The sequence below is a fragment of the Nocardiopsis alba DSM 43377 genome (genome assembly GCF_000341225.1).
In the GTDB taxonomy this organism is placed as follows: Bacteria; Actinomycetota; Actinomycetes; order Streptosporangiales; family Streptosporangiaceae; genus Nocardiopsis; species Nocardiopsis alba.
In genome coordinates this window covers 88,443-101,434 of the sequence record NZ_ANAC01000021.1, presented here as the reverse complement: position 1 = coordinate 101,434, position 12,992 = coordinate 88,443, and the positions used below count along the sequence as shown (strand labels likewise).

Genomic DNA, 12,992 nt, shown 5'->3' with positions numbered 1-12,992 from the left:
ACCTACCGCGCCCCGCCGGGAACGTCGCGCACGTCGATCACCTCGGTCGCCGGGTCGCCCGGGGCCAGGCCCGCGCTGAACGACTCCTGCGGACGGCGGGCGGTCTCGCTGATGGTCAACAACAGGCCGACGATGAGCCAGTTGGCCATCAGCGCGGACCCGCCCGCCGACATGAACGGTGTGGTCATGCCCGTCAGCGGGATGATCAGGGTGGCGCCGCCCAACACGATGAACACGTCGAACGCGGTGATGAACCCATAGCCCAACGCCGTCAACTTGAGGAAGACGTCCCGGCTCCCCAGAGCGATCCGGAACGCCCGCTGGGCGAACAGGAACAGCAGCGCCAACACCGCGATCAGCCCCGTCGCCCCGAGTTTCTCGCCCACCGAGACCAGGATCAGGTCGCTATCGGAGGCGAAGATCTCCTGGGCGTGTCCGGCGTGGAAGCCGGTGCCCAGCAGTCCGCCGTAGGCCAGGGCGATCATCCCCTCCACCACCTGGAAACTGCCGCCGGGCGCGTCGTAGACCTCCGGCTCGAAGGCGTGCATCCAGATCTCCACCCGGTTGCGCACGTGCCCGAACAGCAGATAGGCCACGTAGGCGCCGGCGGAGAAGGCCACCAACCCGATCAGCACCCAGGACTTGCGGGCCGTGGCCGCGTACAGGACCGCCAGGAACGTGCCGAACAGCAGCAGCGAGGTGCCCAGGTCCTTGGTGCCCACCAGCAGCAGGATCGCCAGACCCCAGCCCACCCCCATCGGGGCCAGGTCCCGGGCGCGCGGGGCGCTGAACACCTTCACCCCGCCGATCCGGAACGTGCGGGTGACCAGGGCCAGGACCTCACGCCGCCGCCCCAGGTAGGAGGCGAGGAAGATGACGAGCAGCACCTTGGCGAACTCCGAGGGCTGCACCGTGAACGGGCCCAGAGCGATCCACCGCCGCGCGCCGAGCACCTCGTGTCCCAGGGGCGAGAGCGGGAGCAGGAGCAGGATCAGCGCGGCCAGGGCGATCAGGTAGGTGTACAGGGTCAACCGGCGGGGCCGGCGTACGAACAGGATCGTGAGCGCGCACAGCGTCATCCCCGCCAGGGTCCACATGAGCTGTCGGTCGGCCTCGGTGTGCGCCGGTTCCGAGCCCCGTGACATCTGCAACGCCCAGATGATCGTGATGCCGAGCCCGCTCAACGCGGTGGCGACAGGGAGCAGGATCGGGTCGGCGTAGGGCGCGGTGAAGCGCAACAGCACGTGCAGGACCAGGGATCCCACACCGATGACCACCAGGTAGGTGACCACCGCCGGGTCGATACCGCCGGTGATCGCCAGGGAGGCGGACCCCAGGGCCGCGGCGGTGGCGCCGAGCGAGGCGAGGAGCAGGGCCAGTTCGGCCCCGCGTTGGGGGACCGGGCGCATCGCCCCGTCCACGGCTTCGCTTCGAGGATCGGCCACTTTCGTCCCCACCGTTCGCGCGAGGTTCCCTGACGGCTCCGCGGGAGGATCGGGGCCCGAGATTCGCACTATAAACGGGCGATACGTCGGATCGAGGTAAGTGGCCGGTTCCGGGCGGTTCGCATTCCGGAACCGGGCGGAGAGGGCGGTCAGTGCCCCTCATCGCTCCCTTCGGCCATGTCCGCGGGCGGGCGCGCGTCCAGGTCGATCGCCTCGGCCGTCTCGACCACCCGACGATCCAGGCCGGACAGGCGGGTCAGGAGCCCGCCGAAACGGAGGAGGGTGTTGCGCGCGGTGAGGCCGAGCCGGGTGCGCGGCGCGAGGAAGCCGATCCCCGTGTCCGCGATCTCCTGGTTTGCCTTCACATAGGGGCGCATGCGCGTCTCGTAGGCGTGCAGAGCGGACACGAGCCGTTCGTGTCGGGACAGCTCCAGGGCCAGGACGTAGGCACCGACCATGGCCAGGGTGGTGCCCTGGCCGGACATGGGGGAGGGGCAGTGAGCGGCGTCCCCCAGCAGGACGACCCGCCCCCGGTGCCAGCGGTCCAGGTGGATCTGCTTGATGGAATCGAAATAGAAGTCGGGGCTGTGGGTCAGGTCCTCCAGGAGCCGATCGCACTCCCAACCGGCCCCGGCGAAGCGTTCGAGCAGGAACGCCTTCTGGTCGGCCTCGGGGGCGCGGTCGATGCCGTTCAGGTCGGGGGCGTGCAGGAGCGCGATGCCCTTGGCCCCGTCGAAGCGCGGTGAGCGGATCATCCCCGCGGCCCGCCCCGGTTCGTTGTACAGCCGGGCCTCCCGGTCCAGGCCGAGCCGGTCGGGAACACCGCCGATGCAGATGAGCGCGCCCATGTACCGGGCGTGGTCGTCCTCGGGACCCATGGTCAGTCTCCGGGTCTCGGAGTGCAGCCCGTCGGCGCCCACGACCAGGTCGAACAGGCGGGGCTCGGAGCGTCGGAAGGATACCCGGACGCCCTCGGGGGTCTCCTCCAGCGCGGTGATGGAGTCGTCGTAGAGGTATTCGGTGTGTTCGACGGTGGGCTCGTGCAGGATACGGGTCAGGTCGCCGCGCACGACCTCCAGGGATCGGTCGTCGCCGGAGCCCATGGTCGAGGCGATATCGGCGTAGGGGCGTCCCCGGGTGTCGACGAAGACGACCCTGCCGGTCTCGGTGACGGAGGCGCGCAGGGAGTCCAGGACCCCCATGCGTTCGGCGACGTCGACGGCGGCGCCTCGGACGTCGATCGCGTGTCCGCCCATACGCGGGGCGGGCGCCTTCTCCACCACCGTGGCGCGGATGTCGTATCGATGGAGCCAGTGGGCGAGGGCGGGGCCCGCGATGCTCGCTCCGGAGACGAGGACGGTTCGAACGGCGGTCATGGTGCCGTCAGAGCTCCTTGGGTCGTGGGGCCCTCAAACTAGGTCGTTACTTACCGGGCGTCAAGTAACTTACCGGTCGGCAGGTTGCGGATAGACTCGGGGCCCGAAGGCGAGCGACGGGAGTGATCAGGGTGGCCAGGGCGCAGAACGATACGAGGGCCCGGATCGGAGAGGTGGCCCTGGAACTGTTCGGCAGGCAGGGCTATGAGCGGACGAGCCTGCGGGAGATCGCCGAACGCCTGGACATCACCAAGGCCGCGCTGTACTACCACTACCCGTCCAAACGGGATCTGCTGCGGGCCCTGTCCGAGCCGCTGCGACAGGACGCCATGGGGTTGGCCGAACGCTTCGACGGGCGGGCCGACGAACCGCGCGAGGTCCTGGGCGCCTACTTCGACCTCTGTGTGCGCCACAGCACTCTCATGGTCACGCTCCTCCACGACCTCGCGGGGTTGAGCGAGAGCGGACTGGTGGAGGAGGTGGTCGCCTGGCGACGACGGCTCGACGTCGCCCTGGTCGGGGAGGACGCGCCGATCCCCGCGCGCATGGGGGCCGTGGCCGCCTTGGGAGGCATCCAGGACATCGCCGTCCTGATGCCGGCGGAGGAGGCGACACTCCATCGCGGGCGGGCCGTGGAGATCGCCCTGGCCGCTCTGAGAGTCGGCATGTCCGATATGGACTAGACCAATCCGGGTGGGTGGGCTCCACCGATCGGAGCGCGGGTCGCTAGTCTCGTGTCCGGGTCCGGAGAGAGTGGACCCAGACACCGAAGAGACGGAGAGATCGTGGCGTCCATCGAGTCAGTACAGGCGCGGGAGATCCTTGACTCCCGGGGCAACCCGACAGTCGAGGTCGAGGTCCTGCTCGACGACGGGACCATCACCCGGGCCGGTGTCCCCAGCGGCGCCTCCACGGGCAAGTTCGAGGCGGTCGAGCTGCGCGACGGCGGCGACCGTTACGGCGGCAAGGGAGTGACCAAGGCCGTCACCGCCGTCAACGACGAGATCGCCGACGAGCTGCTCGGCCACACCCCGGACGAGCAGCGCATCATCGACCGGGCGCTCATCGACCTGGACGGTACCCCGGACAAGTCCCGGATCGGCGCCAACGCCATCCTCGGCGCCTCCCTGGCCGTGGCCAAGGCCGCCGCCGAGGAGGCCGGCCTGCCCCTGTTCCGCTACATCGGCGGCCCCAACGCGCACGTGCTGCCCGTGCCGATGATGAACATCCTCAACGGTGGCGCGCACGCCGACAGCAACGTCGACATCCAGGAGTTCATGGTCGCGCCGATCGGGGCCCCGACCTTCTCCGAGGCCCTGCGCTGGGGCACCGAGGTCTACCACTCCCTGAAGTCGGTCCTGAAGGCCCACGGCCTGGGCACCGGCGTCGGTGACGAGGGCGGGTTCGCCCCCGACCTGGAGAGCAACCGCGCCGCCCTGGACCTGATCGTCGAGGCGATCGAGAAGGCCGGCTACAAGGTCGGTGAGGACATCGCCCTGGCCCTGGACGTGGCCGCCACGGAGCTGTACTCCGACGGCGTGTACACCTTCGAGGGCAAGACCCGCACCGCCGAGGAGATGAGCGCCTACTACGCGGAGCTCGTCGACGCCTACCCGCTGGTCTCCATCGAGGACCCCCTCGACGAGGAGGACTGGGACGGCTGGAAGACCCTCACCGACCAGATCGGCGACAAGGTCCAGCTGGTCGGGGACGACCTGTTCGTCACCAACCCCGAGCGTCTCCAGCGCGGCATCCTCTCCGGCACCGCCAACTCGCTCCTGGTGAAGGTCAACCAGATCGGCACCCTGACCGAGACGCTGGACGCGGTCTCCCTCGCCCAGCGCAGCGGCTACACGGCGATGATCAGCCACCGTTCCGGCGAGACCGAGGACACCACCATCGCCGACATCGCGGTCGCCACCAACGCCGGCCAGATCAAGACCGGTGCCCCGGCGCGCAGTGAGCGGGTCGCCAAGTACAACCAGTTGCTGCGCATCGAGGAGGAACTCGACGACGCCGCCGTGTACGCGGGCGTGTCGGCCTTCCCGAGGTTCGCCAAGCGCGGCTAGTCTGCCCCAGTGTCCCGCGAAACCAAGCAGCCGCCCACAAAGTCCCGGAAGTCGACCAAAGCCGACAAGTCCCGGCAGGGCGCTGCCTCGAAAGCGGGGTCCAAGGCGACCAAGAAGGACACGAGCGCGGGCCGCACCCCTCGGGTGCGGCCCATGCTCACCAGCCGGGCGGCGATCCTCGCCCTCGTGATCTGCGTGATCGCGTTGAGCCTGGCCTATCCGCTGCGCGAGTACATCATGCAGCGCGCGCAGATCTCCCAGTTGAGGGAGGAGCGCACGCGTATGGAGGACAACGTCGCCGAGTTGCGCGAGCGCGAGGAGGCGCTCAAGGACGAGGCCTACGTCGAACGCGAGGCCCGCGCCCGCCTCCACTTCCAATACCCGGACGAGACCGCCTACATCGTCATCCGTCCCGGTGCCGAGGACGAGGAGGAGATCGACCCCTCCGAGCCCAAGGACCCCTGGTTCACCGAGCTGTGGCGCTCGGTGGAGGAGGCCGACCGTCCCGACCCCGACGAGGGGCTCTGAGCGGCCCGGAGACGCCCTTCACGGCCCTCCGGGTGTGACGTACGGGGCGACTCCCGCCGCCGATTACACCTATGCTGGTGGGGTCATGACTTCCGCAGATCAGCCCGTTCCGGGGCACACCGACGGCGGTCCCGCTTCCGCAGAGGACCTCGCCGCGATCGAACTCCAGTTGGGCCGAACCCCGCGCGGGGTCCGTGCCGTCGCGCACCGCTGCCCCTGCGGTCTCCCCGATGTGGTGAAGACCGCCCCCCGCCTGGAAGACGGCACCCCCTTCCCGACGTTGTACTACTTGACCTGCCCGCGCGCCGCCTCGGCGATCGGGCGGCTGGAGAACGACGGCCGGATGCGCCTGATGCAGGAGCGTCTGGCCGAGGAGCCCGAACTTCGGGCGGCCTACACCGAGGCGCACGAGTCCTACCTGGCCGAGCGGGCCGAGCAGGCCCGACGTGACGGCGTGGAGCCGCTCCCCGAGGGCATGCAGAGCACCGGGGGGATGCCCACCCGGGTCAAGTGTCTGCACGCGCTGGTCGGCCACGAACTGGCCGCTCCGGGGACCAACCCCTTCGGCGCGGAGGCGTTGAGGGAGCTTCCCGACTGGTGGGACAAGGGTCCGTGCGTGTGCGTGGACGAGAACGCCTCCGAGGGCGATGAAGGGACGGACCGGTCATGAGCGGTGTCGCGGCGATCGACTGCGGAACCAACTCGATCAGGTTGCTGATCGCCGACGTCGTGGCCTTGGACGGTGACGAGGTCCAGGTGGTCGACGCCGACCGGCGCATGGAGATCGTGCGTCTGGGCGAGGGCGTGGACGAGACCGGCGAGTTCTCCGCCGAGGCGCTGGAGCGCACCTTCGAGGCGCTGCGCGGCTACGCGGAGGCCATCGAGGCCTACGGGATCCCGTTGGGGCCGGACACCGTGCGCATGGTCGCCACCAGCGCCACCCGGGACGCCCGCAACCGTCAGGTGTTCGTGGACGGGGTCCGCGAGATCATCGGTGTGGAGCCCGAGGTCGTCACCGGCCTGGACGAGGCCGAACTGTCCTTCGTGGGCGCCACGGCGGAGCTGGACGCCGCGGCGGCGGAGGGAGAGGCCGACCAGGACTTCTCCCCGCCCTTCCTGGTGGTCGACATCGGCGGCGGCTCCACGGAGTTCGTGCTGGGCGGTGCGTCCGAGGACGACGACCTGGTCGAGGCCTCCCTGTCGGTCGACGTGGGCTGTGTGCGCATGAGCGAGCGGCACCTGCGCTCGGATCCGCCGAGCGCCGAGCAGATCGCCGCCGCCACCGCCGACATCGACGCCGCGCTGGACGAGGTCGAGAAGGTCGTTCCGCTGCGCGAGGCCGGTTCGGTCGTGTGCGTGGCCGGTACCGCGACCACGGTCGCCGGGATCGCTCTCGACCTGCCCGAGTACGACTCGGAGCGGATCCACCACACGCGGGTCTCCGTCTCCGACCTGAACCGCATCACCGATGGGCTGCTGCGCTCCACGCACGCCGAGCGCGCGGAGATCGGAGTGATGCACCCCGGCCGGGTCGACGTCATCGGGGCGGGCGCCCTGGTGCTGTCCCGTGTGCTGGAGCGCACGGGCGCCGACCACTTCACCGCGAGTGAGCACGACATCCTGGACGGTGTCGCCTGGAGCCTCATCGCGGTGGGGGAGGGTCGGGAGTAAAACCGAATCCACGACCGCGTAACCTCCTCGAAAGGGCATTCCGGACGTTCCGGTAGGGACTTTCGGGGAGCTCGCACCTGGGCCCACGGGTGAGAAGGGTCACCCGAAGGGCACTTGTGAATGCGTTCACAACCCATCTGACCTGCAATGATATCCATCGTCCGAGTTGAGAGATGGTGCGAAGGCAGAGGGATGTGAACCTTCTCTGTGGGGAGGTGCTTGTGAAAGAATGCACAAGCAGCTTCCAACAGGTCAGGAAACACGGCCTGAAGGCGGACCCGGCGACGTACGACGGGCCGAACGAAGACCGTGACACTCTTCTCGGCCCTTGGGACAAGGCGCCACAGAATGAACCGTTAGGGCGGATATGCGATGACCGAGAGCAGGAACTACCGGCTGGTACACGGCGGCGGGGACGAGGCGGAGATCCCGCACATCCTCATCGTCGGCGGCGGTTACCTCGGGATGTACACCGCGAGGCGGCTGGAGAAGAAGCTCGGGGCCGGTGAAGCCCGCATCACCGTCATCGACCCCAACTCCTACATGACCTACCAGCCCTTCCTGCCGGAGACCGCCGGAGGCAACATCTCCCCGCGCAACGTGGTCGTCCCGCTGCGCAAGGTCTTCGACCGGGTGCGCGTGCTCGGCGGACGTGTCGTCCGTATCGACCACGCCGACAACACGGTCCGCTACGAGCCCAACGTCGGCGAGCCGCAGACCCTCCACTACGACTACCTCGTGATGGCCGCCGGCGCGGTCTCGCGTACCCTGCCCATCCCCGGCCTGGCCGAGTGGGGCATCGGGATCAAGACCGTCGAAGAGGCGGCCTACCTGCGCAACCACGTCCTCAACCAGCTCACCATCGCCGACTCCACCGACGACAAGGACATCCGCGCCAAGGCGCTGAACTTCGTCTTCGTCGGCGGCGGGTTCGCCGGAGCCGAGGCCATCGCCGAACTCGAGGACCTGGTCCGCGACGCCGTCCGCCTCTACCCCTCGATCGACCAGAGCGAGGTCAAGTTCTACCTCATCGAGGCGGCCGACAAGATCCTTCCCGAGGTCGGCCCGGAGGTCGGCGGCAAGGCCCTCAACCAGCTCCGCCGCCGTGACATCGACGTGCGCCTCAAGACCTTCCTCGAGTCCGCCGTCGACCAGCACATCAAGCTCAGCGACGGCACCGAGTTCGACGCCGGCACCCTGGTCTGGACCGCGGGCGTCAAGCCCAGCCCGGTCGTCTCCGCCAGCGACCTGCCGCTCGGCCCCAAGGGTCACGTCGACACCAGCGAATACCTCACGGTCAACGGCACCGACAACGTCTTCGCCGGCGGCGACAACGCCCAGGTGCCCGACGGCAACGGCGGCTACTACCCGCCCAACGCGCAGAACGCCGTCCGCCAGGCCCCGGTCCTGGCCGACAACATCATCGCCACCCTGCGCGGCAACGACCTGACCGCCTACAAGCACAAGAACCTGGGCGCCGTCGCCGGCCTCGGCCTGCACAAGGGCGCCGCTCAGCTCTTCGGCAAGATCAAGCTCAACGGCCGTCTCGCCTGGTACGCGCACCGCTCCTACCACCTGCTCGCGGTCCCGACCTTCAACCGCAAGCTGCGGGTCCTCTCGGACTGGACGCTCGCCCTCTTCCTGCGCCGCGACTTCGCCGCGCTCCCGGAGATGTCCGAGCCCCGCCAGGCCTTCGAAGAGGCCAGCCGCCCGCAGGTCGAGGACGGACACCTGCGTCGCGTGAGCTGACCGGGGAAAAGCGTCGCCCCGCACGGTGAGAGAACGCGGTGACGCCCACTCACCGCACCATCGACGGACGCGATCGAACGCGAAACGACCGGTTTCCTTCGGGAAGCCGGTCGTTTCGTGTCCCCATCCGGCCAAGCCGAACCAAAGTGGGCAATCGGCCCGCCCGGTATGATGGGCACGCCCTCGTAGCCCAATGGTAGAGGCAGGCCCCCTAAAAGGGTCACAAGTGTCGGTTCGAGTCCGACCGGGGGTACTTTGTGTTGCTCTGCGTTTCCGCTGGCGCTTCGGCGCGTGTTCGGGCGCCAGGGGAGGGAGCGTTCTTCATGCTCGTCCACGCCTGGCTCGTTCCTCGCGGGCGGCTCGACTCGTCTTGCAGAACACTCCCGGCGCCCGAACGGGCAACCCCCGTGGCCGGGGTAGGAGACCGCGTGCACCGACCCCCCGTGGCGAGGTAGGAGACCGCGTGCCGGTCACACCCCATGGGACTGCTGCTCCATCAGGAGTTGGAGCTGGGTGAACAGGCGCTCCCCCGGATCGGACAGGTCGATCCCGCTGACCGCGATCGCCCGGCGCACCCGGTAGCGCAGCGTGTTGGGGTGGATGTGCAGCCGCTCCGCCGCCGCGCGAGCGTCCCCGAAGGCCTCCAGATAGGCCAACAGAGAGTGCACCAGGTCGGCGCCGCCGCCCCGGTCGTGCTCGATCAGCCGGCTCACCCTCGGATCCCGTAGCGACGGATCGGTGCGCAGATGGGCGAGGGTCTCGCTGATCAGGACACGGGAGCGCACATCCGAGATGGTCGCCACCTCCCAGTCGGTGCCCCGGTCCAGGTCGCGGCCCATCGCGTCCAACACCCGGTCGGCCTCGGCCCGGGACTCGGGCACGTCGCCCAGCCGTTCCACCGGAGAACCCACCGCCGCCCGTACGTGCAACCCCAGCGCGGATCTGGCCGCCGTCACCGTCTTGCGGGTCAGGGCCAGCACCGAGTGTTCTACGGAACGCGGAGCCTCCCTGCTCGGCCCCCGGGGCAGGTCGGGAAGCAGAACGTACACCCGACCGCTCAACTCGGTGACCAGGGAACTACGCCGGTAGGCGGCGGTGTGCACCGACACCAGGTCGATCAGCTGGCGACGGCGCAGCTCCCGTTCGGGACGGTCCGGACGCTCCTCGATCGGTCCTCCCTCGGGGTCCTCGCCCCCGCCCGAACCGTGCCGGAGGGAGAAGGCCACCACCAGTGCGGCCCGGTCGGTGTGCACCTCCACGGTGTCGGCCAGAGCGGCGGCGTCGATCCGGCCCTCCAACAGGCTGGACAGCAGATCCTCGCGCAGTCTCAGGCCCGCGTTGGTCTGGTTGCGCTGCCGGATCATCTGCAACGCCGTGGTGCGGGCGGCGCCCAGCAGGGCCTCCTCCGCGTGCTCGGACAGGGGGCGTTCGCCCTCCTGCACCCAGATCGAGCCCAAGGGGCGGCGTCCCGCGTGGATGCCCACGGCCAGTCGGCGACGGATGCCCAGCTCGGGGTGTTCGTCGATCCGTACGACCTCCTCGCCCGCGCGCAGCTTCGCGAACACCCCCCACTCGCGGAGCAGCGCCAGATAGGACTCGGGGCCCTGCCGGCCCAGGACCGACAGGCGGCGGAGCTCGTCCACCTCGGCGCCGCTGGAGTAGGCCAGCACCCGGCTGGCGGAGTCCTCGATGCTCACCAGACCGCCGGTGAGCCGGGCGATCGTCTGCGCCATGGAGAACAGATCGCCGCTGGCCTCGCCCAGATCCTCGGACGAGGTCGGTCGGGCGTCGTCCACGATGCTCCGGCACACCGACTGGAGCTGCTCCCATCGCACCTCGGGGCGGACCGCCAGCAGGGCGATCCCGCTCTCCTGCGCCTCGGTGCGCAGAGCGCGCAGTTCGTCGGTGGCGCGCTGGGAACGGCCGCTCCGATGGTCGCTCGGCGGGGGCAGGACCTCCTCCGGCTGGGGGTGGGCGCTGGTCTTGACCGCGACCGCCGTCGCGCCCTGCTCGGCCAGGGTGCGGACGATGCGTCGGGCCTGACCGCCGCGGACCCCGATCAACAGGACCAGGTCGCCCTCCCGGGCCTCGACGCGGTCCTCGGGGTCGAGGATGACGACGTTGTCCACCTGAACATCCAGGCCGGCGGGGGCCGCGGCCACGTCCACGATGGGGTCGCCCAGGGACAGGAGCAGCCGTCGTAGCGGCAGCCCCGTGTCCGTCTCCTCATCCTCTCCTGGATGACCAGGCATGATGTCGTTCCTCAACAGTCGCCTCCGAGGGATGACACTACTGGAGTGGTGAGGGTGGGGTGGAGGATGCGCAGGCCACGTGAGTGCCTCGGTTTGTCCTGGTGAACAAATAAGGCCGGCAAAGAGTGGCCCGGTCCACAACGTGGGGGCTTTCACATTCTGAGACCGTTGAAACAGCCCAACCCTGCTCGTTCAGGGACATTCTTTCCAGGGAGGTGCCCATGGACGCCGTGACCAACGTCCCGCTGCCGGTGAACGAACCCGTTCTCTCTTACGCGCCCGGGAGCGCCGAGCGCGCCGAGCTCGTCGCCAAGCTCGAGGAGCTCGGCCGCGAGAGCATCGACCTGCCGATGCGCATCAACGGCGAGAGCCGTATGGGCGGCGGTGAGCCGATCGACGCCGTTCAGCCGCACAACCACGCGGCCGTCCTGGGCACGATGCGCAACGCCACCCACGAGGACGCCCGCGACGCCATCGCCGCCGCGAAGGCCGCCGCCCCCGCCTGGCGCGCCATGTCCTTCGACGACCGCGCCGCGATCATCCTGCGCGCCGCCGAGCTGCTCTCCGGCCCCTGGCGCGCCACCATCAACGCCGCCACCATGCTCGGCCAGTCCAAGACCGTGCAGCAGGCGGAGATCGACGCGGCCTGTGAGCTGATCGACTTCTGGCGCTTCAACGTCTCCTACGCCCGCGAGCTGATCCAGCAGCAGCCGCTGAGCGTCAAGGGCGTCTGGAACCGCATGGAGCAGCGTCCGCTGGAGGGGTTCGTCTACGCGATCACCCCCTTCAACTTCACCGCCATCGCGGGCAACCTGCCCACCGCCCCGGCCCTGATGGGCAACGTGGTCGTGTGGAAGCCGTCCCCCACGCAGCAGTTCGCCGCCGAGCTGACCATGCGCCTCCTGGAGGAGGCCGGCATGCCCCCGGGCGTCATCAACATGGTCACCGGTGACGGCCTCGCGGTCTCCGACGTCGCCCTCAACGACCCGGACCTGGCCGGTGTCCACTTCACCGGTTCCACCAAGACCTTCCAGCACCTGTGGAAGAGCGTCGGCGAGAACATCTCCAACTACCGCTCCTACCCGCGCATCGTGGGCGAGACCGGTGGCAAGGACTTCATCGTCGCCCACTCCTCCGCCGACCCCGAGGTCCTGCGCACCGCCATCGTCCGCGGCGCCTTCGAGTACCAGGGTCAGAAGTGCTCGGCCGCCTCCCGCGTCTTCGTCGCCCGCTCCGTGTGGGAGAAGACCCGTGACGCCCTGGTCGCCGAGACCGAGGCCCTCACCATGGGCGACGTCACCGACCTGTCGAACTTCGTCGGCGCCGTCATCGACCGCCGCTCCTTCGACAAGCTCGCCAAGGTCCTGGAGGACGCCAAGTCCGACCCGACCCTGGAGATCATCGCCGGTGGCACCGCCGACGACTCCGTCGGCTACTTCGTGCGCCCGACCATCATCGAGGGCACCGACCCGGGCAACGACGTCTTCCGCACCGAGTACTTCGGTCCGATCGTCGCCGTCCACGTCTACGAGGACGACCGCTACGACGAGATCCTCAAGGTCGTCGACGAGGGTTCGGCCTACGCCCTGACCGGTGCCGTCCTGGCCACCGACCGCGCCGCCGTGGCCAAGGCGACCGAGGCCCTGCGCTTCACCGCCGGCAACTTCTACATCAACGACCGCCCGACCGGCTCCATCGTCGGTCAGCAGCCCTTCGGCGGCGGTCGCGCCTCCGGTACCAACGACAAGGCGGGTTCGGCCCAGAACCTGTCCCGCTGGTCCAGCCCGCGCGCCATCAAGGAGACGTTCGTCGCGCCGACGGTCTCCTCCTACCCCCACCAGGGGTGACACACGGGACGCGCCCTCTTCCCCTTCCCCGGAAGGGGCGCGTCCCCTCGGGCCG

At 69.4% G+C, this 12,992-nt stretch carries 10 protein-coding genes and 1 tRNA gene; 8 read left to right on the top strand and 3 right to left on the bottom strand.

What is annotated here, in order from left to right; all coding sequences use genetic code 11:
- Nucleotides 1-2: 2 nt before the first annotated feature.
- On the bottom strand, nucleotides 3-1,409 hold the full coding sequence (locus tag D451_RS0120890; RefSeq protein ID WP_234305817.1) for an FtsW/RodA/SpoVE family cell cycle protein: 1,407 nt from the start codon (nucleotides 1,407-1,409) through the stop codon (nucleotides 3-5).
- A gap of 185 nt (nucleotides 1,410-1,594) precedes the next feature.
- Nucleotides 1,595-2,821, bottom strand: coding sequence for an FAD-dependent monooxygenase (locus tag D451_RS0120885; protein WP_017535863.1), 1,227 nt, complete (start codon nucleotides 2,819-2,821; stop codon nucleotides 1,595-1,597).
- 131 nt (nucleotides 2,822-2,952) lie between these two features.
- Here D451_RS0120885 and D451_RS0120880 point away from each other — a divergent pair, with 131 nt between their 5' ends.
- From D451_RS0120880 to D451_RS0120845, 7 genes are all read left to right on the top strand, one after another.
- A complete protein-coding gene (locus D451_RS0120880) occupies nucleotides 2,953-3,504 on the top strand; it encodes a TetR/AcrR family transcriptional regulator (RefSeq protein ID WP_026125240.1) in 552 nt (183 codons plus the stop codon).
- Between the two features lie 102 nt (nucleotides 3,505-3,606).
- On the top strand, nucleotides 3,607-4,890 hold the full coding sequence (eno, locus tag D451_RS0120875; protein WP_014909559.1) for a phosphopyruvate hydratase: 1,284 nt from the start codon (nucleotides 3,607-3,609) through the stop codon (nucleotides 4,888-4,890).
- 153 nt (nucleotides 4,891-5,043) lie between these two features.
- Nucleotides 5,044-5,418 carry an FtsB family cell division protein gene (locus D451_RS0120865; protein ID WP_014909423.1) on the top strand — a complete coding sequence of 125 codons (375 nt, stop codon included), beginning with the start codon at nucleotides 5,044-5,046 and terminating at the stop codon, nucleotides 5,416-5,418.
- A gap of 85 nt (nucleotides 5,419-5,503) precedes the next feature.
- Entirely contained in the window at nucleotides 5,504-6,088 is a 585-nt protein-coding gene (locus D451_RS0120860; RefSeq protein ID WP_017535860.1) for a DUF501 domain-containing protein, read from the top strand.
- A complete protein-coding gene (locus D451_RS0120855; RefSeq protein ID WP_014911637.1) occupies nucleotides 6,085-7,089 on the top strand; it encodes a Ppx/GppA phosphatase family protein in 1,005 nt (334 codons plus the stop codon). The genes D451_RS0120860 and D451_RS0120855 overlap by 4 nt, the downstream gene beginning before the upstream one ends.
- Nucleotides 7,090-7,461: 372 nt before the next feature.
- Nucleotides 7,462-8,838 (top strand): NAD(P)/FAD-dependent oxidoreductase, encoded by a 1,377-nt coding sequence (locus D451_RS0120850; protein ID WP_014909010.1) that lies wholly within the window; start codon nucleotides 7,462-7,464, stop codon nucleotides 8,836-8,838.
- Nucleotides 8,839-9,017: 179 nt separating this feature from the next.
- Nucleotides 9,018-9,091 (top strand) — tRNA-Leu (locus tag D451_RS0120845).
- 217 nt (nucleotides 9,092-9,308) lie between these two features.
- Here D451_RS0120845 and D451_RS0120840 read toward each other — a convergent pair.
- The gene (locus tag D451_RS0120840) at nucleotides 9,309-11,090 is read right to left on the bottom strand and encodes a PucR family transcriptional regulator (protein WP_014912592.1); all 1,782 of its coding nucleotides are present in this window, start codon (nucleotides 11,088-11,090) and stop codon (nucleotides 9,309-9,311) included.
- A gap of 221 nt (nucleotides 11,091-11,311) precedes the next feature.
- Here D451_RS0120840 and pruA point away from each other — a divergent pair, with 221 nt between their 5' ends.
- Complete coding sequence (gene pruA, locus D451_RS0120835; RefSeq protein WP_017535858.1) at nucleotides 11,312-12,937, top strand: L-glutamate gamma-semialdehyde dehydrogenase; 1,626 nt, start codon at nucleotides 11,312-11,314, stop codon at nucleotides 12,935-12,937.
- Nucleotides 12,938-12,992: the final 55 nt, after the last annotated feature.

What these genes read in the sequence shown, in the direction of transcription:
- D451_RS0120855 (WP_014911637.1), top strand. Translation starts at nt 6,085, where the DNA reads ATGAGCGGTGTCGCGGCGATCGACTGCGGAACCAACTCGATCAGGTTG.
- D451_RS0120890 (WP_234305817.1), bottom strand. Translation starts at nt 1,409, where the DNA reads ATGCGCCCGGTCCCCCAACGCGGGGCCGAACTGGCCCTGCTCCTCGCC.
- D451_RS0120860 (WP_017535860.1), top strand. Translation starts at nt 5,504, where the DNA reads ATGACTTCCGCAGATCAGCCCGTTCCGGGGCACACCGACGGCGGTCCC.
- D451_RS0120850 (WP_014909010.1), top strand. Translation starts at nt 7,462, where the DNA reads ATGACCGAGAGCAGGAACTACCGGCTGGTACACGGCGGCGGGGACGAG.
- pruA (WP_017535858.1), top strand. Translation starts at nt 11,312, where the DNA reads ATGGACGCCGTGACCAACGTCCCGCTGCCGGTGAACGAACCCGTTCTC.
- D451_RS0120885 (WP_017535863.1), bottom strand. Translation starts at nt 2,821, where the DNA reads ATGACCGCCGTTCGAACCGTCCTCGTCTCCGGAGCGAGCATCGCGGGC.
- D451_RS0120840 (WP_014912592.1), bottom strand. Translation starts at nt 11,090, where the DNA reads ATGCCTGGTCATCCAGGAGAGGATGAGGAGACGGACACGGGGCTGCCG.
- D451_RS0120865 (WP_014909423.1), top strand. Translation starts at nt 5,044, where the DNA reads ATGCTCACCAGCCGGGCGGCGATCCTCGCCCTCGTGATCTGCGTGATC.